Genomic DNA, 23593 nt, shown 5'->3' with positions numbered 1-23593 from the left:
AGTTGTTAGTTATTGATTGAAATAAACAACTACTAACTACTAACTACTAACTATCAACCAAATTAATATGTTTCAACGTGCCAGCGCCCAGCTTTCTTGAGTTCTTTTTGATAGTCGCTCCAGTTGATACCCTCTTTCGCTGCTGCTGCTGAAAGGGCTGCATCAATGCCATCTTCCATACCACGTAAACCGCAAATATAGGTGTGGGTTTTCTCGTTCTTAATCAAACTCCACAGTTCATCTGCGTGTTCAGCAACGCGGTCTTGAATGTACATTCTGCCGCCTTGGGGATTTTTCTGCTCACGGCTAATGGCATAAGTCAAGCGGAAATTATCAGGATACTTCGCTTGCATTTCTTCCAATTCTTCTTTGTAAAGAATATTTGGAGTTGTGGGAACACCAAAAATCAGCCATGAGAAGCCTTTAAACTGGTATTCTGGGTTAGCAGCTTTTTCAGCATCCTTGAACATCCGCCAGAGATAGGCACGCATGGGGGCAATACCTGTTCCTGTTGCCATCATAATCACGTTGGCATCTTCGTCTGGGGGTAGTAACATTTCCTTACCCACTGGACCTGTGATTTTGACTTCATCTCCAGGCTTGAGGTTACACAGGTAAGTCGAGCAGACACCGTAGACTGTTTCGCCAGTTTCTGGATGCTTGTACTCTAACTGACGGACGCACAGTGATACAGTCTTGTCATCTACATCATCGCCGTGACGAGTCGAAGCAATGGAGTATAGTCTCAATTTTTCTGGTTTGCCATTCTTGTCCAGTCCCGGCGGAATAATACCGATACTTTGACCTTCTATGTAACGCAAATTTCCGCCAGAGAGGTCGAACTTGATATGCTGAACAATACCGATACCGTTTTCTCCTACTAATGCTTCATTGGAAATGCATTTACCAATGTAAGGAGCATTAGGGCGGTAAATGTTGACAGGAACGTCAGCGTGGGCATCTTTTTTAGCTTTCGCTTGAGTCATGGTCTTGCCTTTCGTCTCATTCTTCTGGGGCTGTTGCTGGACTAGTGGTTCAGCATTTACAGGTGTGGCATTACCATTCCCTTCGTGAGCAGATTTAGCAGATGTGGCTTTACCATTAGTTTGCTGTAAAACACTGACTGGTTGTATGCTAACAATTCTGCCGCCCAGGCGAGTAATACGTCGCATTTCCTGATTCATGCGGCTGTAAGGCACTCTGATGAACACACTGCCACTGTTACGAATTTGATAGTTCGTCTGATCAGTTTCTTCACTCTGACGCAGACCAACCACCTCGTAAACAAAAACACGGCTACCTGATTCTGTGTTGGCAGCTCCTTCAACAGCACCTCTATAGTACATTCGTTCTACCACTCCGATATTTACTTAACCTTTTCTCAAAAAACCCTTTCACCACATATTCAGCTCTTCATACCAAATTTTTGGTGACAAAAAACTGATACTTGGAAAAGCGGCATTAGCCAATGCCTTTTTACGTACACTCACCAAAGACACTAAAGCATGGCAAAAGTCACACCTGTTCACCTTCTAAGGTAAAGGATAAGTTCTTTGGAGAATGTTAATAATGAGTCAATTTAATTTTTTTTTCGTGATATAGCATCGCTACAACATAGATAGCTCTCTGTAACCCAAAGTACACCCTGCTTTAGGTGTTTGACTTCAAAATGCCAGTTTCAGGAAGATATGCTTCCAGTTTGTTTCACTTGTATGTGAAGCCTCTAATCATAATGAAGGCAGCTATGCAGTTAGTGGCTTCGCAGAAAGCTGTCAGACCTATGTCGTAGGCTTTTCAACTTAATGGTTCTGCATATTTTATTGTTGCCAGACTGCAAAGCTTCATCGCTTAGAGGTTTTGGAACATTTCATTGCCACAAAAACGACTTTGTTATGCTTAATAACACAACAAGCATAATCATAGAATATGAAAGTATTCCGATACAGATTATAAATTAAGTTTTACTTGATGTGAAACATCTGTCAACCTCTACAAATACATAACCAAGCTGCTTGAGCGCTCTTTTGTACTTATCTGATCAATGTAGAGTTAATTGCCTTAGTATCTATTTTGTTACTTCTTTCTGAGGATAGGTCACAAAAGATAATTTTCAATCTTATCAATTTTTGCTTTTTGCTGAATAAAAATTTAGAAAAGGTAAAAAAGTACTTTAAAAATTAAATTATACCTTATAGACTTGAATTATATAGAGTCATAAGCTGCTACCCTCAATTACCATAATACTCCTGAAAGAGTTGTGAGACTTGAACTGAATGATTGTTAACAGTTTTTGGTGATTGGGTGTTTGTGATCTCAAACACCTAATAATTCAAGACTAACAATCTACTAGTTTGTCGCATTAGTTTTGTAATGTTTGTAGTGGGTGCTGCCCTAACGGTAGCTACTACAGCGTTCAAATCAGCACTAAAGTGCTGCTACAAACTATTCAAAGTTAGTGTGACACACTACAAGTAGCACTAATCTTAAGGTTAACTGCTTTGCTGCTATGGGAAAAAATATCCAAAACCTAGATTTTTGGGTTTGCGACTCAACTTAAGTAGCTGCACCGCAGGTTTTGAGGGAATTTTTGTGATTGCTAAACATTCACAACTATGATTCCAAAAACGCATTTTCTTGCTGATAGCAAGCCTTGTATAGAATAACCCCTTCTGTTAGAATCCAATATATCACTAGGATTAAATACTTACCAGCAACAACTTAGGCAACAAAAACGGGTAACAATTATGACTCTTTAGCTTACCCGTAATATGTCTATTGGTGCTGCTGAGTAGCAAGAACGCAGGATAAACCAAAGGGGTAAGCTCCTGGCTTCATGTCTGTAGGTGTGAAAAATTATTGATTAACTCATCTTTAGCATTTAGAGGAGATTTATGAGTAGTAAACCAGAACGTGTGGTACTAATCGGGGTAGCCGGAGACTCTGGGTGTGGTAAATCTACGTTTTTGCGTCGTCTGACGGATTTATTCGGTGAGGAGTTGATGACAGTTATCTGTTTGGATGACTATCATTCTCTCGATCGTAAGCAACGTAAAGAAACAGGGATAACTGCACTTGACCCTAGAGCCAACAATTTTGACCTGATGTATGAGCAAATCAAAGCGCTCAAAGAAGGTCAATCAATCATGAAGCCAATTTATAACCACGAAACTGGCACTATCGATCCACCCGAACTGGTAGAACCAAATCATATTTTAGTGATTGAGGGGCTACATCCTTTATATGATGAACGTGTGCGATCGCTAATTGACTTCAGCGTCTATTTTGATATTAGTGATGAAGTCAAAATTGCTTGGAAGATTCAGCGAGATATGGCTGAACGCGGTCACCGCTACGAAGATGTTTTGGCTCAAATCAATTCTCGTAAACCTGATTTTCAGAAGTACATTGAACCACAAAGAGAATTTGCTGATGTAGTTCTTCAGGTCTTACCTACCAATCTCATCAAAGAGGACAAAGAGCGTAAAGTTCTGCGGGTACGGATGTTGCAACGCGAGGGCAAAGAAGGCTTTGAACCAGTTTATCTGTTCGATGAAGGTTCTACAATCCACTGGACTCCTTGTGGACGCAAGCTGACTTGTTCCTATCCTGGTATGCAACTGTACTATGGTTCAGATGTATACTATGGTCGCTACGTCTCTGTTCTAGAGGTAGATGGTCAATTTGATAACCTCGAAGAAGTTATCTACATCGAAACTCATCTCAGCAACACATCCACCAAGTATCAAGGCGAGATGACTCATCTATTACTCCAGCACAGAGAGTATCCAGGTTCCAACAATGGTACAGGTTTATTCCAAGTGCTAACAGGATTAAAAATGCGCGCTACTTACGAGCGTTTGACAGCAAAGGAAGCCAAAATGGCGATTCAAGTTTAAGGCAACAGTGTTTGTGTCTAATATCTAAGGGATACTCTTCGTGTCCCTTTTTTTATGAATAATAGTCTTGAATAACACAGAACCCCAATTACCCTCTTATTGCCTTTTGCCTTTTACTTCCAGCATAGCTGCCTTCTTCAATTTTCAAGAATACAACAGTAAAGGGTGGATTTTATGAAATTACCAACTGCTTTATCTGCTGAATGTAAAAATATTGTTATGATTGCAGATTAAAGTAGCTAGATTAAATGGCAACATTTAGTCAGTTAATTCCCATTGTTTAGGAGGAATTTAATTTGTCTAAACGCTATCTATTTACCTCCGAGTCAGTAACCGAAGGTCATCCAGATAAAATCTGCGATCAAATTTCGGATGCAATTCTAGATACATTGCTTACACAAGACCCAACTAGTCGTGTTGCTGCTGAAGTTGTTGTTAATACTGGCTTGGTATTAATTACTGGTGAAATCACAAGTAAAGCCAGTGTCAATTATGTTAATATCGCCCGCAAAAAAATAGCGGAAATTGGCTATACCGATGCAGTCAATGGCTTCTGCTCAAACAGTTGTTCTGTGCTAGTAGCTTTAGATGAGCAATCACCCGACATCGCCCAGGGTGTAAATACAGCCCATGAAGCACGTCAGGATAGTGAGGAACAATTCGATAAAGTTGGTGCTGGCGACCAAGGTATTATGTTCGGTTTCGCTTGTAACGAAACACCGGAACTGATGCCTTTACCTATCAGCCTTGCTCACCGTATAGCCCGTCGGCTAGCAGCAGTCCGCAAGACAGGTCAATTAGCCTACCTGCGCCCTGATGGCAAAACTCAAGTCACTGTTGCTTACGAAGATGGACGCCCTGTTGGCATTGATACCATCCTAATTTCCACACAGCATACACCTACCATTGGTGATATTACTGATGAGGCAGAAGTGCAAGCCAAAATCAAAAAAGACCTGTGGTCAGCAGTGGTTGAACCTGTATTTGGCGACTTGGAAATTAAGCCTGATGGAAATACTCGCTTTTTAGTCAACCCCACTGGTAAATTTGTGATCGGCGGACCGCAAGGAGACTCCGGTCTAACTGGACGTAAAATTATTGTCGATACCTACGGTGGCTACTCCCGACATGGTGGTGGCGCTTTTTCTGGTAAAGACCCCACTAAGGTAGATCGCAGTGCCGCCTATGCTTGTCGCTATGCTGCAAAAAATATTGTTGCCGCAGGTTTGGCAGAAAAATGTGAAGTCCAGCTTAGCTATGCTATCGGTGTAGCGCGACCAGTGAGCATTATGGTGGATACCTTTGGTACGGGCAAAGTTGATGATCAAACCTTACTCCAATTAATTACAGATCATTTTGAACTGCGCCCAGCTGGAATTATCCATAGCTTTAACTTACGCAATCTGCCAAGCGAACGAGGCGGACGTTTTTATCAGGACGTCGCGGCTTACGGTCACTTCGGTCGGACAGATTTAGACCTGCCTTGGGAACGTACTGATAAGGCAGAGTTGTTAAAACAAGCACTCAATAAACAAGCTTCAACTGCTGCGATCGCTTAATTCATTTCAGCCCCGAATTAGGAGTCAAAAGTATAAACTTTAGCTCCTAACTCTTAATTGTCTGTCAATCAAAAAGGGATCGGGGATGGGGGACAAGAGGGACACAGAGGACAAGGGAGACAAGGAAGAATTTCTCGCTTGCATTTTCCCTATTCCTTATCCTTGATCCTTATATTTGTACAAAATTCACAAATATAAAAACTGCTTAAATACCATGAGAGTGATGCTAACTATAATAGTGAGCGAATATTTGTTCTTGTTATAAAGGAAGATAAGATTAGGTGAGAGTCACTGGTGTCAGTGATTTTATGCCTATGATTGATGTAATAACTTTGGCGGGAGGATAAGAAGATTTGAGGGATGCAAACTCACAAACCAACCGCTTTTGACAACAGTTCAGAAACAACAAAAGTGCCAGCCAACGACCCCTCAACCGACGAACTGCCAACTATCGAATTTCCCTCGCGAGGGAAACTTAAGGCTAGTTCGTGGCGCATCCATCAAAAAATAGGTTATGGTTACTTTCTGGCAATTGGGATTGGGTTTTTTGGTTCACTTGCTGGATTGTTTGTCGCCAACTTTTATCGAGGACAACAAATCAGGGAATTAGATCACGCCCATTACCAGACACAAATGCTGGTTAATTATAAAGATGCGATCGCAGATGCACAAATCCAAAGTACAAATTTGCCTGCTGTCGTCGAAGATCCAGAAAAGCTAACCTACAGAAGAGATAAATTTCTGGAAAATATCGAAAAAACTAAAAAAATAGAAAATCAAATCATGGCTTTTCTGGAAAGCAAGCCCAAGAACTTAGCAACCAGTGAAGCTTCTCTACAGACTTTATTACAAAATTACGCGACTAATTTAGACTCCTATGTTCAGGACATTGAGTCTATCTTAGAACCAATTAGTAACCAGCAAATATCACCACAGCAAGCATCTATAGTCCAAAAACAGTTACTAGCTGTTTTGCGTAGTGATACAGCCTCACGCCTAGACCAACTATATAAATATTTGAATGATCTCCTGCAAAGCGCCGAGCAAGTAGAGGAGAGGATGAAAAATGATGTTAGCCAGTCTAAAGGAATTGAAAGATTAATAGTCATGGCTAGTATGCTCTTGTCGGTGGGAGTTGCTGCTGTTGTGGCTTGGCGTACTTCTCGAGCGATCGCTGAACCAGTTATCACCGTCACTCAAGTTGCCGAACAAGTAGCACGGAAATCAAATTTTGACTTGCGCGCACCTGTCACTACTGAAGATGAAATAGGTTTATTAGCAAAATCTCTGAATCGTCTTATAGAACAAGTATCAAAACATACTAAGGAACTAGAACATGCCAAAGAATTGGCAGAAGGAGCCAACAAAGCCAAAAGTCAATTTTTGGCGAATATTAGTCACGAATTACGTACACCATTGAACGCCATTATTGGTTTGAGTCAGCTGCTCCAAGATGATGCTGCTGATACCAGCTTAGGAGGAGAGTTCATCAGTGATTTGGAATCAATTAATTCTGCTGGTAGGCATCTTTTGTTACTAATCAACGACATCCTCGACTTATCAAAAATTGAAGCAGGGAAAATGACTTTTTATCCAGAGACATTTGACCTGATGACATTAATTAATAGTGTTGTGCTAACGGTAAAGCCGCTAGTAGAAAAAAATGGCAATGTTTTAGAAGTGGATTATGAGCAAGAATTGGGCATCATGCACACCGATCAGACTAAGCTTAGGCAGGTGCTTTACAACTTGCTGAGTAATGCAGCTAAGTTTACTACTAATGGTAAAGTGACATTAAATGTCAAAAGAGAAAAAGTTTACTCATCAGACGAAGAACGCAGTGAAATCATCATTTTCACTGTGACAGATACAGGTATTGGCATGTCTTTACAGCAACAACAGCAGTTATTCCAACCCTTTACACAAGGGGACGCCTCAACAACGAAAAAGTATGGCGGTACTGGACTTGGGTTGGCAATTAGCCGTCACTTTTGTTTAATGATGGGTGGTGAAATTTTTGTTAAGAGCGAGCAGGGAATAGGGTCTGTTTTCACTGTACGTTTACCACTTGTTGCTCAAGGATAACTAGGGTAATTGTTCAGAAGGCAGAAGGCAGTCCCAATCAAACAAGTCTCAGCGTCAAGCATGAAAGTGGAATTTTTTTAAGAGTTCCCTATTCCCTATTCCCAACTTTCAAACTGGGCAACCTACCCAAAACTAAAGTTTTTTCACAGAGCAGGAAGTAAAATCCCTTCTGCCTTTTGCCCTCTGCCTTTCTTTGTAACTAGTCAAACCTACTTAAAGTTTATTTAAAAAATTTACTCTTAATCTTCTAGTCTTACTTACTGGTTAGATTTTATAAAACTATTTTATGTAAAATCGACATATTATGAATTGAGATAAAAATACTCAATTACTCCTCTATTCTCTTTATTTATCACTTTCTTTATCTATAAAAAACTATGCAAAAAATGCATAAATGCATAAAACTTTAATTTCTGCCAACTACTAAAAGAAGTATATTTTGAGGAATGTCTCAAAACTTACTAAATTTGGGTCAATTTTAATACAGAAAATCGTATTAAAAGTTACTCAAATGAATGTACGTAATAGTCTTGAAATGTTGGCGAAAAGGGACAAAAAACAAGTGTTGAAGAAAGTTGTGATGATTGGGGCGATCGCCCTAGTGCTTCTAGCAGGACCTCTCATAGGCAATGCTTTGGCTGCACCCGTTGATGTTAATGCAGCAATTTCTAATGCTCAAACTGCTGCGGATACAGCATTTATGCTGATATCCGCAGCTTTAGTATTGCTGATGACTCCTGGACTTGCCTTTTTTTATGGTGGATTTGTACGTTCTCGCAACGTTCTCAACACGTTGATGATGAGCTTCGTACTTATGGGAATTGTGGGAGTAACTTGGATTTTGTGGGGCTATAGCCTTGCCTTTGCGCCTGGAAATCCCTTTATTGGTGGTTTACAGTGGCTGGGTTTGAATGGTGTTGGCACAGAACTCACAGATTATCTCAAAGGGTCGAATCCCGCTGATTTCGTTTCTTATGCACCAACAATTCCACACCTGGCATTCATGATTTACCAAGCCATGTTTGCCATCATCACCCCAGCGTTAATCTCTGGGGCGATCGCTGAACGAATGAGCTTCACTGCTTATAGTTTATTTGTACTGCTATGGTCTACTTTTGTTTACTCTCCTCTGGCCCATATGGTGTGGGGAAAAGGTGGATTTATTGGCTTAGCAGGCGGCTTGGGCGCTCTCGACTTTGCAGGTGGTACAGTCGTTCATATTAGTTCTGGGGTTTCTGCCCTAGTAGCAGCGATCGTTCTTGGGCCTCGCAAAACCTTTCCTGATCGTCTTAGTCCTCCTCACAGCGTTCCCTTCATTTTGTTAGGTGCTGGGCTGTTATGGTTTGGCTGGTTTGGCTTTAATGCTGGTAGCGCTCTTGCTTCAGGTAGCTTAGCAACAATAGCCTTTGTTAACACAAATACAGCAGCAGCAGCAGCAGCATTAACTTGGTTGATTTTAGAAAAAGTTCTACGTGGTAAACCAACCGCAGTTGGTGCAGCTACAGGAGCAGTTGCTGGTTTAGTAGGTATTACTCCAGCCGCAGGCTTTGTCACACCACTAGCAGCAATTTTAATTGGTAGTATCACGACTTTTGTTTGCTTTTATGCTGTTAGCTTTAAGCACAAAATACAAATTGATGACGCCCTAGATACTTATCCTGTACATGGCGTGGGTGGAACGGTAGGTGCAATTTTAACAGCAGTTTTTGCTACTACCGCAGTGAACTCCGCCGGGAAAAATGGCTTACTGTATGGTAATCCCAGGGAATTACTAGTTGAACTAGCAGCAATTGCTATTGCTTATGTTGTTGCTGGTGTGGGAACCTTCGTTATTCTCAAGCTGATTGATGCTACAGTTGGTCTACGTGTGAAAGAAGTAGCAGAAATGCAAGGAATGGATATCAGCGAACACGGAGAAGAAGGTTATAACGAAGAATTTGGCGATCGCATTTCCGTTAGTAACAAGTAGTCATTATGGGGCGGGTACACCAACAACACTTAAGCTAGATTTTCAAGACAGCAATCACGAAAATATCTCTCTAAGTAACATGAAAACCTCTTCCCGATTCGTGTTCCCCATTCCCTGTTAAAAGTTCCCTATTTTCAAAATAGTGACATTTTGTGGACACCAGCATTATAAAATCTGGTACTAAAGATTTGGTATACTCCCCACAATCGTGTCCACTTCTGCAAAAACTTCTCCTACTTGGGCAATTCTATCGCTGATTACCAACGGCATACTCTTGCTAGCGGTCATCCTGCTAATCTGGCGACAGCAGAGGGTGACTGCTTTTTTCGCGGATATATTGCCAAATCACGCTAATGCGAATGCTTCATCACAACCCACACCAGAGTTGGGTAATCGTCATAAACTTAATTATCAACAGTGGGTAGATATTCTCAAACAAGAAGCGAAAGTCGCTGCTGAAAAATATCCAGATCATCTCACTGTAATTGCAGGAGATTCTTTAAGTTTATGGTTTCCTCCTGAACTATTACCTCTAAGGAGGAACTGGTTAAACCAAGGTATATCCGGAGAAAATAGCACTGGGTTATTAAAAAGATTAAAACTATTTGACCGCACCCAACCAGAAACAATTTTTGTGATGATTGGTATTAATGACCTAATTCAGGGCAAGGACGATGAGATAATTTTAGAAAACCATCGGCGAATCATGCGTTACCTGCGTCAGGTGCATCCCCAGACACAAATAGTTATTCAGTCAATTTTGCCACACGGAGGAGAAGAAGCAAATTGGGAAGGGCGAGAAAAATTACTAGCTATTTCTAATAGTCGCATTCGTCAGTTGAATCAGCAACTGCAAACCATAGCTAGAACAGAAGGCGTCAAATATTTAAACTTACATCCCCTATTTGTCAACAACCAGGGTAATCTCCGTCCCGAATTAAGCACCGACGGCTTGCATCTTAATTCTCAGGGTTATTTAGTTTGGAGTTCTGCTTTGCAATTATATAGCCAGATGGAACTAGAAGATGGGCGCTAGAAGAAGATGGGGTGATAGGGGGATGGGGTGATGGGGAGAACTTAATTCTATATTCTCCCCACCTCCCAATCTCCCTATCTCCCCACCACAACAGTGCCTCGGCGCGAGAAAATATGAAAGAGTGATTTTTGTTGAAAAAACATGGATACTAAAGCTTTTAAACGTTCACTTCAACATTCTGAAAATTATCATCGTAAAGGGTTTGGTCATCAAGAAGAAGTTGCCACCCAATTGCAGTCAGAATATCAAAGTCAGCTAATTCAGCAAATACGGAATAATAATTACACCCTCACGCGAGGTGACATACAATTCGACTCGCCGAAGCTTTTGGCTTTTGTTGGGGTGTAGAACGTGCTGTAGCCATGGCCTATGAAACTCGTAAGCACTTCCCCACAGAACGCATTTGGATTACTAATGAAATTATTCACAATCCTTCTGTTAACCAACGGATGCGAGAAATGAATGTAGAATTCATTCCGGTTACAGTAGGAAAAAAAGACTTTTCGATTGTGGAAACTGGTGACGTTGTGATATTGCCCGCTTTTGGTGCTAGCGTTCAAGAAATGCAGATACTTAACGATAAAGGCTGCAAAATAGTTGATACCACTTGTCCTTGGGTATCAAAAGTTTGGAATACAGTTGAGAAGCATAAAAAGCGTGAATATACCTCAATTATTCATGGTAAATATAAGCATGAAGAAACAATCGCTACTAGTTCTTTTGCAGGAAAATATCTCATTATTTTGAATTTAAAAGAGGCAGAATACGTAGCTAACTACATTTTGCATGGCGGAAATCGAGAAGAATTTCTTGCTAAATTCAGTAAAGCTTACTCACCAGGATTTGACCCCGACAAAGATTTAGAAATGATTGGCATTGCCAACCAAACTACAATGCTCAAAAGTGAAACTGAGCAAATTGGCAAGCTGTTTGAACATACTATGATGCAAAAGTATGGGCCAGCTAACTTAAATGACCATTTCCAAAGCTTTAATACTATCTGTGATGCTACTCAAGAACGGCAAGATGCTATGTTGGAATTGGTAGAACAAAAGCTAGATTTAATGATTGTCATTGGTGGGTTTAATTCATCAAACACTACCCAATTACAACAAATAGCTTTTGAGCGTGGAATTGCTTCTTACCATATTGATAGTGTTGATAGAATTATATCTGAAAATCGCATCGAACATCGATTATTAAATGGCAATTTGGAAATTACAAACAACTGGTTGCCTGATGGAAAAATTTTTATCGGTGTGACTTCTGGTGCTTCTACACCTGATAAGGTAGTAGAAGATGTAATTGAAAAGATATTTGAATTAAAATCAATAGTGGCTATTGCCTGAATTGATTTTTGAGATAAAGAACTGCGGCTAAATCCTAAAAAGTCGCAGTTCTTGTTTTTTAGCTCTTAATTTAGTAATTTAATTTGTGAAACTCTGCTTTTTCACAAATCTGATCGGAATGCTATGTAATGCCAGGGGGAAAGGTAAGCGAAAATAGCCTATAGTTCATAGGAAATAACTAATGGTACTAAAAAATTATGTTTTAAAAATCGACCACAGATGCACACAGATGTACACAGATAGACATAGATAGATTACTCGTTTACATCAAATTGAATATAGGCAACTGCCAAGGGTGGCAGTTTAGTTTCCAGTTGAGTGATAATGGCGCGGTCAAATGCTGACCAAACTCGCTTTTGACCAAAAATTTCTGGTTGTAAAATACCCCACAGTTGACCCTCTTGACATAAGTGAGCATGAATTAACGCTCGATGTCCAAAATTTTTATGCTCAAATTCTTTATTAACAACCTCTGGGCTGGCGGTTTCCACATCTTCGACATAAATAGAAGGATCGGTTCGTAAAGCGGCTGCGAATAAGGGGTCTTCTTTTGATAACGACTCTGGTTCTGATCTCCAGTTGGTGTCTGTTATCTCTGGTATCTGTTGATTACGCCGCCACCAATGGGCTATTTTACCTAACTTAGTTTGAGGATTTCTCAGATAAAGAAAACAGCGATCGCATTGCAAAACTTCCCCTAGTACCGGAAGTAAGGTAGCAAAGACATAATCTGGATCGCTATGTCTGTCTAGAACGCTTTTTATAGCTTTTGGCAAAATTAAATCAGTCATAGAAAAACAAATTATTTTTCTGCATATTTTGTCAATAACCTGTAATTCCAAACATCATCCTATCGACACAATACAAAACTTGTACTTAATTCATAACTTTGTATTCCTTGGCGTCTTAGCACTCTTGGCGGTTCGTTAATAAAAAACCAACCCCCTTCTCAAAAGCAAAGCTACTAGGGGTTGGCATGAATTAGCAAAAACTAAATAAATCGACAATTACAGGCTTGTAGGTAAATCTCCAGATTGTGATATTCCTCTGGGGCTGGTAGACTCAGTGAATCTACCAGCATCTGCCTCTTTCAGGAACCCACTGTAGGCTTCCATGCCGTGTTCGCCGATATCCAGACCTTCTATTTCTTCTTCGCGAGATACTCTGATACCCAAAGTAGCCTTGAGTACTAAGAAGAAGATGGTGCTGAGAAGAACAGTCATACCACCTACAGACAGAACACCAATTAACTGAGTGAAGAACTGCCCTAAGCCACCACCTGTAAATAAACCCCTGGCTGGGCCAAGACCTTCTGTGTACCAAGAAAAGTCTGCTACACCAGGACCGACAGCAAACAGACCAACTGCTAAAGTTCCCCAAATACCGCAGACTAGGTGTACTGAGACCGCTCCCACGGGGTCATCAATTTTGATTTTGTCAAAGAAGGTAACTGCGAAAACAACTATGACTCCGGCAATTAAACCAATAATGAAAGAACTGCCAATAGTGACATAAGCACAAGGCGCAGTGATTGCTACCAAGCCAGCCAAAATACCATTAATAACCATTGATAGGTCTGGCTTACCCAAATATAGCCAAGCTGTAATTGTGGCAGCGATACCACCAACAGCACCTGCCATGTTAGTAGTCAGAGCAATGTGGGTAATGGCGTTGGGGTCAGCAGCCATTACGGAACCAGGGTTAAATCCAAACCAACCCAACCACAAAATTAAACAGCCTAAGGTGGCTATGCTCATATTGTGACCGGGAATGGCAACTGTCTGTCCATCCTGATATTTACCAAGGCGAGGTCCAAGTAATGCAGCTCCCATCAAAGCTGCCCAACCACCTACGGAGTGAACTACCGTAGAACCAGCAAAATCAAAGAAACCAGCTTTGTAAAGCCAGCCACCGCCCCAAATCCAGTGTCCGGTTATGGCGTAGGAAATACCCACAAGTAAGAGGCTGAAAATGAGGAAGTCAACGAATTTAATACGTTCAGCAACAGCACCGGATACGATCGTTGCTGCTGTTCCGGCAAATACTAGCTGGAATAAAAATTTGGCAGCTAGGGGAACGCCAGTCCAGTTGAGAGCGCTAAAAACTCCTTTATAAGCATCTCCAGTTGCGGGACTGTTATCAGCCCCTTGCAAGAAAAATCCACTTAAGCCAATAAAGTCATTGCCATTGCCAAACATCAAGCCAAAACCGATCGCCCAAAAAGCAACGGTAGCCAAAGCAAATACAATGAGATTTTTGGCAAGAACATTCACAGCGTTTTTCTGACGACACAAGCCGGTTTCCAACATACAGAAACCAGCATTCATGAAAAACACTAAAAAAGCAGCGATCGCTACCCACAAAGTGTCAAGTGCAACCTTTAAGTCGGCTGTGGTTGGGCCAGCAGGAGCAGGAGTTTGAGCAACAGCTACATAACCCCAACTCAGCACAATTAGACAAGCTATGGGAATACAAGCTTGCCAGCTGGGAGACAAGCGTTGAATTACCCAAAAAATTTGATTGACAATTGAGTTGGATTGTGATTTGTAGACATTCCAGTTTGTAGACTGTCGCCTATGTTTTGCTTTCGATTTTTTTTTGTTCTTTAACATCATGCTCTAAAACGTCCTTAACAGAGAAAATACGTTAAGTAGAAAGAGCGCTCTCCCAAAGCTAAGCAAGTGGTTATTGATATTATTTATTACACAAGTTTGTTATTAAAACTCGCTGATTCTCAATTTTTAGCAAGGTGTTATTTGTAAATTTGAGAATCCAATAACCCAATTTGCATTCAAGAAGTAAGCATTAACTTTGGTGATACTACATACATTCTTAAGAAATTATTATTATGTAGTTTCATCAACAGTCAAGTACCCTTCACTGACTCTTTAATTTTTTACTTTCAAAGAAAATAAATTTTGTCTATGTAAGCATAATTTTGGCAAACAATTATAAGAAAAATAAGGTAGGGTAGCAAGTAAAAAAGTTTTTTGGGATTCACTCAAACTACCATAAAAAATAGCTAACCCGAATTTAAACTTTTTTAAATTTTTGTCTTACCCATAATGTAAATTGAACAAAATAGCAATAGTGGCAATTATTAACTTTGTCAAAGTTCTATCAACGATTACACATACTTTCTAGGAATACGCACTATGAACCTTATCTACGTTTATAATTGACCCTTTAATCGAAGAAAAATTTGGTATTGCCAATCTAGTGTGTTGTTTTTGCAATTAACAGACACCACAGATAAATATATTCACAGGCTTCATAATACCGAGGTCACGAAGTGTTTTTGTAAATCTACGAAAGATTTATTTGATTAGCTTGTATATTTTTGAACTTATACTTCTGGATTTCTGTAACTTTAAATACAGTTTTTCTTTATTTTTCTATCAATACATATCTTAATTTCAGCCGCAAGCTAGGATTTTTTAGCTGTATCAATCTTTATCTAAAGCTAGGTAAGAAAATTGAATAAATATTAAAAATATTTAAAGCTTTGATTACATTTGATACTATTTTTGGGTAGGTTTATGTTACTTTCAATACTTCCAATATTGATATTTCTTACATATATAGTGTTATTTAATACATGAATTTGTATCAAAAAAACTTTAATTTTAGTGTAGTAACGTATAAATTAAAACCAAAATATTACAAGTTCCTACATTTGTTTCAAATACTGTTCATAGCCTATTTGGTCTAATTTAGCTTGTTTTAACATTACTGATTCACATAAGTTTTGACGGTAATTTTGGATTTTTTTCAGTAATTCTATCTGTTGTGTAGCAATAATTTGTACAGCTAATAGTCCAGCATTTGTCGCATTACCAATCGCTACTGTAGCAACTGGAATCCCCGCAGGCATTTGTATAATAGAATACAAAGAATCAATACCTTGCAAATGACGGCTAGGCACAGGAACACCAATCACAGGTAGCGGAGTTAGAGATGCAACCATACCAGGGAGATGGGCAGCACCACCCGCACCAGCAATAATTACCTTAATACCCCGTTCGTGGGCAGACTTGGCATATTCCACCATTCGTTCTGGGGTACGATGAGCGCTGATGATCGCAACTTCAACAGCAACACCAAAATCTTCACAAACAGCGATCGCACCTTGCATGGTAGGTAAATCGGAATCGCTGCCCATAATAATACCAACAAGAGGTTGAGTCATAGATAGTAATGGGGAAGGTGGGGTCCCCTGGGAAGGGGGAAAGGGGAAAGGGTAAAGGCGAAGGGATAGAAGAGGAAAAAGACAAGCTTTCTATCAGAGATAATCATCTCATTGATCAGCTTTATTATTCTTGATTCACTACTGCTTCTTACATTTAAAATCAACTCAAGTGTACATCTGAAATTTGCTTTTTCCTCTAGCCCTTAACCTTTAGCCTTTTCCCTATTTTCAGTGTGATGACTCAAGCCACACAAAGTACTATCTCTTATCCCATAGACATTATTAATGCACGAGTACCGGGTTATAAAGATTTGCAAATGCTGCTTGTGAATCGCCAAGGTATGATTGAACAAATCTTGCCGATTTATACAGTCTTTAAAAGAGTTCCACCACCAGATTTACAAGTGTTAGATGTCAAAGGTGATTGGATTTCGCTGGGTGGTGTTGATTTGCAGATTAACGGTGCATTGGGGTTAGCATTCCCAGACTTGCAAGCTGAAAATGCTCATATGTTGCCAGAAATCTGTGGATTTTTGTGGAATGCGGGAGTAGACGCTTTTTTACCAACTTTAGTAACAACTAAGGTAGAAAACATTCAGCGATCGCTGGCTGTGATTGCCAAGTTTATGGCAAATGGCGAGAATTTACATCTGTGGCGATCACAAATTCTGGGAGTTCATCTTGAGGGGCCATTTTTAAATTTTCACAAACGCGGCGCCCACCCAGCTGAGTACTTATTGCCCTTAACAATAGATGAAGTCAAGCGGGTGTTAGGGGATGATGCTGATATTGTCAAAGTTGTAACCCTTGCCCCAGAGTTAGATGCAACAGGTGAAGTAATTTCTTACTTGTGTTCTTTAGGGGTCACTGTCAGTTTAGGACATTCGCAAGCGACAGCAGCACAAGCACAACAAGCTTTTGAGGTAGGTGCAACGATGGTAACTCATGCTTTTAATGCAATGCCACCACTACACCATCGTGAACCAGGATTATTAGGGGTAGCAATTACTCATCCGGAGGTAATGTGTGGTTTTATTGCTGATGGGCAACATGTCTCACCAATAATGCTAGATATATTGCTGCGTGCTAGTCATTATCAGAAAGGACTTTTTCTAGTTAGCGATGCTTTGTCACCTTTGGGGCTACCCGATGGTATCTATCCTTGGGATAATCGACAAATAGAAGTTAAAGGTGGTACTGCACGATTAGCGGATGGTACCTTATCAGGGACGACTTTACCTTTACTGGTAGGAGTGCAAAACTTAGTAAAGTGGGGAATATGTGATGTAGAAGTAGCGATCGCACTTGCTACAGATGCACCTAGAAAAGCGATCGGTTTGTCAGGAACTATAGTTGGTGCTTCTATTACCCAATTATTACGCTGGCACTTTGATGAATCTAGTAGACAATTAACTTGGCAGAGGTTAATAACGGGTAATTGATAGTTGGAGTACTAATGATTTTTCTTAATATTAGATCTCTTGCACAAATATTTTTACCCCACTCAACCCCCTCAATCTCCCCAATTACAAGGAGATTAAGGGAGTTTTTAGGATTCATGCAAGATATCTATATCAACAGCTAGTTTTTCGCTTCAATTGGCTACTACCTAAAATTCCCAGAATAGCTAAAGTTCCCAAACCAGCTAGATTACTGGGTTCTGGCACAGTTTCTAGCTGAAAGCCCACTCCATCGCCAGTTGAACTGAAAATACTTTTATAGCCATATTTTGTACCAGGATTACCTAGTTGCACTACAAAAGATTTTACATCCTTTAATGTTAAAGATTGGATAGTTCCATCTATAATCTTTCCTTTGCTATCAAGGAGTCCAGACAACATTTGTGGAACAGAAATATTTTTACCTTGAGAATTGGTATAGCTCAATATGCCAGTATAATTAAAATCTTCAACATCAAAAAAATTGAGTTTTATACCAGCCAAAGGATTATTGAATTCAAATTTGAATCTACCGACTTCTAATCTTCCATTTTCAACAGGCTTTCCTGGTGTAATTGTGGTTGTTTGAGTAGTCGTTTTAGTAGTAACATCTTGTACTAACTTAGGAACTTTTACAGTCACTGTTTTTGTCTCATATTTTTTTGTTTTTTCGTTATAAACAGTTTGAGTTGTTTTTTGATCAACCATAATTTGCCTAGTAGTTATGGTTGTTTCAATGATTTCTTCGGTAATTACTTGTGTGCCGTCAGATCGCGTTGTAGTAATTTCTTTTGGTGCTGTTGTATTAGTCCTGGTTCCTACAGTAGAATCCTCTGGCGCATTCAGATTTTTTTGTGTGGAAGTAGAGGTTTTGGTGTCTTTCTTAACTACAGGTGCAGTATATGCTACGGGACGTAACCAATACTCTCCCATAGATGGATTAGTGCCTTCATCTTCTGCCAAAAACTGAATACCAAACTTTGAGTAATCGTTGGTAGTGTTTCTTTGATCTACAAATAAACGACTCACAGAAAATTGTTTGTCAAATTCTAAACTAGTAACTTTGTAGCTGTTTGAACCTAAAGCTGTATATATACATTTAGGATTTTGATTGCTTAAACACGCTAAGTTTGTTAACTGAATTTCTCCTTCTTCTTTAGGAATTAAGCTAGACGCATGAGCTACCGATATCATAGATAAGAAGGTAGAAACGAGACTAGATGCCGCAATAAAATGTATAAAAAAATTTATTCTTGCCATAAATCAAATCTATTGATAAAACATTTGCTCATCTACAAATAACCTCAACAAAAAACTTAATCAATGAACTAAAAAAATATTTACTAACTCTTAAAGTAATTTATTCCGGAGCATTAAAATAACTATTATTTTTATAAAATTAGTATAAAAAATCACTTTTACTTTAAGTATAAACGCTAGAAAAGAATCAATTTTCTTGTAAAAACCAATAATTTTTATCAGGTTTAGATTAAAAATACAGTTACTCAACCTAAAGGCAGTACAGCAGTACCCAGTATTTTGATGCAAAGTGTTTCTTAGGAGTTAATAAGTGCAGATTCATTCTTGAGATAGTGAAGTACAAAAAAATCCCACACTCTCCTCCAAGTGGACAGACATGATACTTTTAAGCATTGGATACTCTTCGATAATTGAATTTCATGAACGCAGCCGACGATAAAACAATTGTTAAAGAATATTTCAATTCCACTGGTTTTGACCGTTGGAGACGTATATATGGCAATGGCGAAGTCAATAAAGTCCAGCTAGATATCCGCAATGGGCATCAGCAAACTGTAGATAAAGTACTCGGCTGGCTAAAAGCAGATGACAATCTAGCAGGGCTGTCTATCTGCGATGCTGGGTGTGGTGTGGGTAGTCTCAGCATCCCATTAGCAGAAGCAGGGGCAAAAGTCTATGCCAGCGACATTTCTGAAAAAATGGTAGAAGAAGGGAAACAAAGAGCTTCTCTAACCCTGAAAAATCCAGAAAATCTGACTTTTGCAATTCAAGATTTGGAAACTCTCAGTGGTAACTACCATACGGTGATTTGTTTGGATGTTCTCATCCACTATCCCCAAGAAAAAGCAGATACAATGATTTCTCACCTTTGTTCTTTAGCACAGTCGCGAATAATTCTCAGTTTTGCTCCTAAAACCTGTGCTTTGACAATTCTCAAGAAAATTGGGAGTTTCTTTCCAGGGCCAAGTAAAGCGACTCGTGCTTATTTACACCGGGAGGCTGATGTAGTCAAGATTTTAGAGAAAAATGGTTTTGTGGTGCAACGCCAATCAATGACACGTACTCGTTTTTATTTCTCCCGCTTACTGGAAGCTAACCGTAAGTAAGGCTAAGATCGCGACAAGATATTACATCTTGTCGTGTTATGAAATTTATTAAAAAAATATCTGCTGGCGTACTGTTGTCATTTGGATTTATGTTTGTATTTGCTGCGGCTGTAGAGATACTGACGTATGAACAAAAGCAAACTCCGCAGGAACAGCAAGAATCGGTAGATGGTATTATTGGCGGTTTAGCTTTCGGCTTACCAGCCATAGCATATGGAGGATGGCTGGTGTGGGGTATGCGTCAACAACACCAAAAGCTATTAAGCGATCGCTTGCAATCTACCTTTTATCGTCTGGTAGAAGAAAATAGCGGTACAATTTCCGTATTGTCTTTTGCCAAGCAAGCAGAAATCAGTGGCGAGGAAGCAAGACAGTATCTAGATGCGAAGGCAAAAGAATTTAATGCCACATTTGATATTAATCCCCAAGGAGGCGTTTATTATCACTTTCATGTTTAATGGGTTGGTTGTTGTTTGTTGGTTGTTCTTTTTAAATATCAACCACTAACACCATTTCACAGAATTATTGATACAAATACTCCCCCTTGTCCTCCTTGTCTCCCTAACTGCCAAATGTATCAAACTTATAGTGAAACGGTATAACCACTAACCACTAACCACTAACCACTAATGTACAGACGCGAGGAACATCGCGTCTCTACCCACTAACCACTAACCACTAACAACTATGAAGACTGGTGAAAAATTGGCTGCGGGTTGGCTGCTAACTCTGGGATTTATGTTTTTGACTTTATCAGTCTCAGCAGCAATCGAAAAACATAAGATGGTTCAATATATTTCTCCAGGAATAGACGCAGAAGCGCCAGATTTTCGTTCAACAGAAGCATATAACGCCCTTGATATTACCACCAAGCAAGGTCTGATATTTGGCATTCCAACGCTTGCTTTAGGAGGATGGTTAGCAATAGGCTTATATCGTCAAAGCCGACAAGATAGAAAGGCACTTGAACAGCAGATTAGCGAACATCTGCAATCTACTTTTTACCGGATGATTCAAGAAAATAACGGACGCATAACTCTTTTAGGTTTTGCGATGCAATCTCATATACCAGCACCAGCCGCTAGGCAATATCTTGATGAACAAGCTAAAGTATTTAATGCTAATTATAAGATAAGTGAAGAGGGGGGAATTTCCTATCATTTTGACCTTTAGAGAATTGATTGGGAAACTCTATGACGCAAATATTTTTGAGCTTAGCAGCAATTTTAGGTGGTTTATCTGTTGCTGCGGGGGCTTTTGCTTCTCATGCTCTTAGAGAAAGACTTAGTGAGCGATCGCTCTTAATTTTTGAGACAGGCGCCCGTTACCAAATGTATCATGCTTTGGCATTGTTGGCTGTAGCAATATTATTACTTCACATCAAATCTCCCCCACCTAGTTTAGTAGCTAGTGGGTGGTTGTTTATTATTGGGATTGCAATTTTCTCCGGTAGCTTGTATGCTCTGAGTTTAACTAATGTTAAATATTTAGGAGCAATTACACCGATAGGAGGAGCAGCTTTTATAGCTGGTTGGGGTGCTTTAGCTTTTGCAGCCTGGAATTTGAAGTACTAGAAAATGATGAATTATAAAGGATAAAAATTATTGTTTATAGTACATTATTCATAACGCAAAAATAGAGAAGTCTTGAAATAAGATATAGCAATCCTATCTGCAAAAGTGAGAATCGCAAAGCCCAGATCCTCGACTTCTTAAGAGTTGTCGGGGATATTGCTTTTCACAAATAATTTAGGAATACTATATGAAAATTTACATATTTGTATATACTAAATCTTCAAAAATGCGATCGCTTCAACACAATATAAGACTTTCCTGACATGTAGGTTTCCTCTCTTCCTCTGTGTTCTCTGTGTCTGTGCAGTTTTTTAAACCCAGGTGGTTTTGAGTGTGAAGTTGCGACTGACCGTCGCTTGGTGCAAGACAAGTATTAGCTTGATGCTGATTTGTCATTATAATATTCTTTTTTATTCAAACTTAAAATTAATTAAATTTGCAGCAATAATTAATACTGATAATATAGTTATGCCTGATGCAATCGATACTCTGCATACGTATGAAAGGTATAAACAGCCTGTAGGTAACAAAATGAATATAGAGCTAAACAATTATTATCAATAGGGAGGTTGTCTAAGAGTTGATGCACCTAGCTATGTTGAGCGAACCGCAGATCAAGAACTCTTGGAGAGATTGAAAAAAGGAGAGTATTGTTATGTATTAAATGCTAGCCAAATGGGTAAATCTAGCTTAATGGTTCGGACACAACAAAAGCTAGAAAAAGCAGGATTTGTGTGCGCTACTTTTAGTTTAAAAAATTTGAATCATAACCATGCTAATCCTGATGATTGGTATCAAGAATTATTTGAATATTTAGTAATAAAGCTTAAAATGTCTAAAAAAATTAATAGTGATATTTGGTGGAAACAGCAACAATGCTCACCTTTTGACTAAAAAGACCAACAGCAATAGTTCCCCACGCACCACAGAAAAGATGGACAGGAATTGCACCTAGCTGGATCGTCAATTTTTAGCCTTTCTAAAATTTTTCCTCCCATAACGACAACAAACCCACTAATAAAACCGATGAAAGCTCCTCTTGTCATATCTACATAAGCAGAAGAAGCTGTAACTCCTACCAAACCTCCTAAAATACCATTGATGATTGAAGACAAACTCGGTTTACCAACAATAGCTGGACTACAGATAATAGCTATCGTTCCACCTGTTGCGCCTGCAATTGTGGTTGTAGCGACAATGTAAGGAACATATTCTAAATTAGTTGTTGAGCCGACGTTAAAACCTAGCCACCCCATCCACAAAATAAGACAAGTCAGGGTTGCATAACCAAGGTTACTAGGACGAGTAAAAGCTTCTTGGGATATATTTGCTGAAGCCTGCTCTGGAGAAATTTGATTGAGTTCGATATCCTGACAAGGGTCGTAGTTGAAACGACCCCAGCGTGGTTTAAGTAACCAAGCTCCCACCAAAGCAGCTGTCCCACCCACACTGTGAACAACTGTTGAACCAGCAAAATCTCTAAATTTGAGAACTTCTTTCAGCCAGCCATAGTGTCCCCAAATCCAGTGATCGGTTAAAGGATACAAAAGTCCTACCAAGAAAAAGCTAAACAGAAAAAATGCCCAAAATTTGACACGTTCAGCGACTGCTCCTGAGACAATTGTTGCAGCAGTTCCAGCAAAAACTAACTGAAAGAAAAACACAGATGCGAAAGAGTGATTTGGCCAATCAGTTTGTAAACAGGTAAATCCATCTGGAAAAGCCAAATCATTAGAAGTTTGAGGAAATTTTAATTCAAGGGGAAGACCTATGCTACCAAAAAAACTAAACAAGTTTGTATTTTCTGCTCCAAGACACTCATAGTACCCGTCTCCATACATAAATCCAAAACCAAACAGCCAATAAGCTAATGTTGCTGCACAAAAAACAACGAGGTTTTTTGCTAAGACATTAGTGGCGTTGTTGTGTCTACAGAAGCCAGTTTCTAACAAAGCAAAGCCAGCATTCATAAAAAAGACTAAAGCACCTGCGATCAATAGCCATAGCGAACTTAATTCTTGTTTGATGCTGGGAATTTGTGCCATTGCAGCTTTCATCCAAACTAGCAAGATGATGGTTGCTAAAGGTAAGTTGAAGTAGAAAAACCTCAATAGTCGGCTTCTGTTGTACT

At 39.5% G+C, this 23593-nt stretch carries 16 protein-coding genes and 3 pseudogenes; 12 read left to right on the top strand and 7 right to left on the bottom strand.

The window, feature by feature from the left end; translation table 11 throughout:
• Positions 1-62: 62 nt before the first annotated feature.
• A complete protein-coding gene (gene petH, locus RS893_RS00850; protein ID WP_315789368.1) occupies positions 63-1346 on the bottom strand; it encodes a ferredoxin--NADP reductase in 1284 nt (427 codons plus the stop codon).
• A 1545-nt stretch (positions 1347-2891) separates the two neighbouring features.
• On the opposite strand from petH, the gene RS893_RS00845 reads away from it, so the two are divergent.
• The 6 genes and pseudogenes from RS893_RS00845 (at position 2892) to RS893_RS00820 (ending at position 11894) form a co-directional block, all read left to right on the top strand.
• A complete protein-coding gene (locus RS893_RS00845; RefSeq protein WP_315789367.1) occupies positions 2892-3896 on the top strand; it encodes a phosphoribulokinase in 1005 nt (334 codons plus the stop codon).
• Between the two features lie 296 nt (positions 3897-4192).
• Positions 4193-5455 carry a methionine adenosyltransferase gene (gene metK, locus RS893_RS00840; protein ID WP_315789366.1) on the top strand — a complete coding sequence of 421 codons (1263 nt, stop codon included), beginning with the start codon at positions 4193-4195 and terminating at the stop codon, positions 5453-5455.
• 360 nt (positions 5456-5815) lie between these two features.
• The gene (locus RS893_RS00835; RefSeq protein ID WP_315789365.1) at positions 5816-7540 is read left to right on the top strand and encodes a HAMP domain-containing sensor histidine kinase; all 1725 of its coding nucleotides are present in this window, start codon (positions 5816-5818) and stop codon (positions 7538-7540) included.
• 562 nt (positions 7541-8102) lie between these two features.
• Positions 8103-9509, top strand: a complete 1407-nt coding sequence (locus tag RS893_RS00830) for an ammonium transporter (protein ID WP_315789364.1) — start codon at positions 8103-8105, stop codon at positions 9507-9509.
• Between the two features lie 208 nt (positions 9510-9717).
• Complete coding sequence (locus RS893_RS00825) at positions 9718-10545, top strand: SGNH/GDSL hydrolase family protein (protein WP_315789362.1); 828 nt, start codon at positions 9718-9720, stop codon at positions 10543-10545.
• 141 nt (positions 10546-10686) lie between these two features.
• Positions 10687-11894, top strand: a pseudogene (locus RS893_RS00820) (4-hydroxy-3-methylbut-2-enyl diphosphate reductase).
• Between the two features lie 254 nt (positions 11895-12148).
• On the opposite strand, the gene RS893_RS00815 reads toward RS893_RS00820, so the two are convergent.
• From RS893_RS00815 to purE, 3 genes are all read right to left on the bottom strand, one after another.
• The gene (locus RS893_RS00815) at positions 12149-12685 is read right to left on the bottom strand and encodes a GAF domain-containing protein (RefSeq protein ID WP_315789361.1); all 537 of its coding nucleotides are present in this window, start codon (positions 12683-12685) and stop codon (positions 12149-12151) included.
• A gap of 216 nt (positions 12686-12901) precedes the next feature.
• The gene (locus RS893_RS00810; RefSeq protein ID WP_315792149.1) at positions 12902-14506 is read right to left on the bottom strand and encodes an ammonium transporter; all 1605 of its coding nucleotides are present in this window, start codon (positions 14504-14506) and stop codon (positions 12902-12904) included.
• Between the two features lie 1058 nt (positions 14507-15564).
• Positions 15565-16083, bottom strand: a complete 519-nt coding sequence (gene purE / locus RS893_RS00805) for a 5-(carboxyamino)imidazole ribonucleotide mutase (RefSeq protein WP_315789360.1) — start codon at positions 16081-16083, stop codon at positions 15565-15567.
• 236 nt (positions 16084-16319) lie between these two features.
• On the opposite strand from purE, the gene nagA reads away from it, so the two are divergent.
• Positions 16320-17525, top strand: a complete 1206-nt coding sequence (nagA, locus tag RS893_RS00800; protein ID WP_315789359.1) for an N-acetylglucosamine-6-phosphate deacetylase — start codon at positions 16320-16322, stop codon at positions 17523-17525.
• 132 nt (positions 17526-17657) lie between these two features.
• Here the strand turns inward: nagA and RS893_RS00795 are convergent, their stop codons facing one another.
• Positions 17658-18782, bottom strand: coding sequence for an LEVG family PEP-CTERM protein (locus tag RS893_RS00795; RefSeq protein WP_315789358.1), 1125 nt, complete (start codon positions 18780-18782; stop codon positions 17658-17660).
• A gap of 419 nt (positions 18783-19201) precedes the next feature.
• On the opposite strand from RS893_RS00795, the gene bchM reads away from it, so the two are divergent.
• From bchM to RS893_RS00770, 5 genes and pseudogenes are all read left to right on the top strand, one after another.
• A complete protein-coding gene (gene bchM, locus RS893_RS00790; RefSeq protein WP_315789357.1) occupies positions 19202-19888 on the top strand; it encodes a magnesium protoporphyrin IX methyltransferase in 687 nt (228 codons plus the stop codon).
• Positions 19889-19926: 38 nt separating this feature from the next.
• Complete coding sequence (locus RS893_RS00785; protein WP_315789356.1) at positions 19927-20346, top strand: hypothetical protein; 420 nt, start codon at positions 19927-19929, stop codon at positions 20344-20346.
• Between the two features lie 229 nt (positions 20347-20575).
• The gene (locus RS893_RS00780; RefSeq protein ID WP_315789355.1) at positions 20576-21061 is read left to right on the top strand and encodes a hypothetical protein; all 486 of its coding nucleotides are present in this window, start codon (positions 20576-20578) and stop codon (positions 21059-21061) included.
• 20 nt (positions 21062-21081) lie between these two features.
• Positions 21082-21462, top strand: coding sequence for a DUF423 domain-containing protein (locus RS893_RS00775; protein ID WP_315789354.1), 381 nt, complete (start codon positions 21082-21084; stop codon positions 21460-21462).
• 585 nt (positions 21463-22047) lie between these two features.
• Positions 22048-22356, top strand: a pseudogene (locus RS893_RS00770) (AAA-like domain-containing protein); the annotation flags it as partial.
• Here the strand turns inward: RS893_RS00770 and RS893_RS30170 are convergent.
• The gene (locus RS893_RS30170) at positions 22307-22429 is read right to left on the bottom strand and encodes a hypothetical protein (protein ID WP_396336403.1); all 123 of its coding nucleotides are present in this window, start codon (positions 22427-22429) and stop codon (positions 22307-22309) included. The pseudogene RS893_RS00770 and the gene RS893_RS30170 overlap by 50 nt on opposite strands.
• 49 nt (positions 22430-22478) lie before the next feature.
• Positions 22479-23432 (bottom strand): annotated as a pseudogene (locus RS893_RS00765) (ammonium transporter); the annotation flags it as partial.
• Positions 23433-23593 lie beyond the last annotated feature (161 nt).

It is taken from the genome of Fischerella sp. JS2 (genome assembly GCF_032393985.1).
GTDB lineage: Bacteria > Cyanobacteriota > Cyanobacteriia > Cyanobacteriales > Nostocaceae > Fischerella.
Note: the sequence above shows the minus strand (reverse complement) of the source record. Positions and strands in the feature narration are given on the sequence as shown.

Excerpts from the sequence above, each read along its gene's own strand:
- petH (WP_315789368.1), bottom strand. The coding sequence starts at position 1,346 with ATGTACTATAGAGGTGCTGTTGAAGGAGCTGCCAACACAGAATCAGGT.
- RS893_RS00845 (WP_315789367.1), top strand. The coding sequence starts at position 2,892 with ATGAGTAGTAAACCAGAACGTGTGGTACTAATCGGGGTAGCCGGAGAC.
- RS893_RS00835 (WP_315789365.1), top strand. The coding sequence starts at position 5,816 with ATGCAAACTCACAAACCAACCGCTTTTGACAACAGTTCAGAAACAACA.
- RS893_RS00815 (WP_315789361.1), bottom strand. The coding sequence starts at position 12,685 with ATGACTGATTTAATTTTGCCAAAAGCTATAAAAAGCGTTCTAGACAGA.
- RS893_RS00810 (WP_315792149.1), bottom strand. The coding sequence starts at position 14,506 with ATGTTAAAGAACAAAAAAAAATCGAAAGCAAAACATAGGCGACAGTCT.
- purE (WP_315789360.1), bottom strand. The coding sequence starts at position 16,083 with ATGACTCAACCTCTTGTTGGTATTATTATGGGCAGCGATTCCGATTTA.
- nagA (WP_315789359.1), top strand. The coding sequence starts at position 16,320 with ATGACTCAAGCCACACAAAGTACTATCTCTTATCCCATAGACATTATT.
- RS893_RS00795 (WP_315789358.1), bottom strand. The coding sequence starts at position 18,782 with ATGGCAAGAATAAATTTTTTTATACATTTTATTGCGGCATCTAGTCTC.
- bchM (WP_315789357.1), top strand. The coding sequence starts at position 19,202 with ATGAACGCAGCCGACGATAAAACAATTGTTAAAGAATATTTCAATTCC.
- RS893_RS00785 (WP_315789356.1), top strand. The coding sequence starts at position 19,927 with ATGAAATTTATTAAAAAAATATCTGCTGGCGTACTGTTGTCATTTGGA.
- RS893_RS00780 (WP_315789355.1), top strand. The coding sequence starts at position 20,576 with ATGAAGACTGGTGAAAAATTGGCTGCGGGTTGGCTGCTAACTCTGGGA.
- RS893_RS00775 (WP_315789354.1), top strand. The coding sequence starts at position 21,082 with ATGACGCAAATATTTTTGAGCTTAGCAGCAATTTTAGGTGGTTTATCT.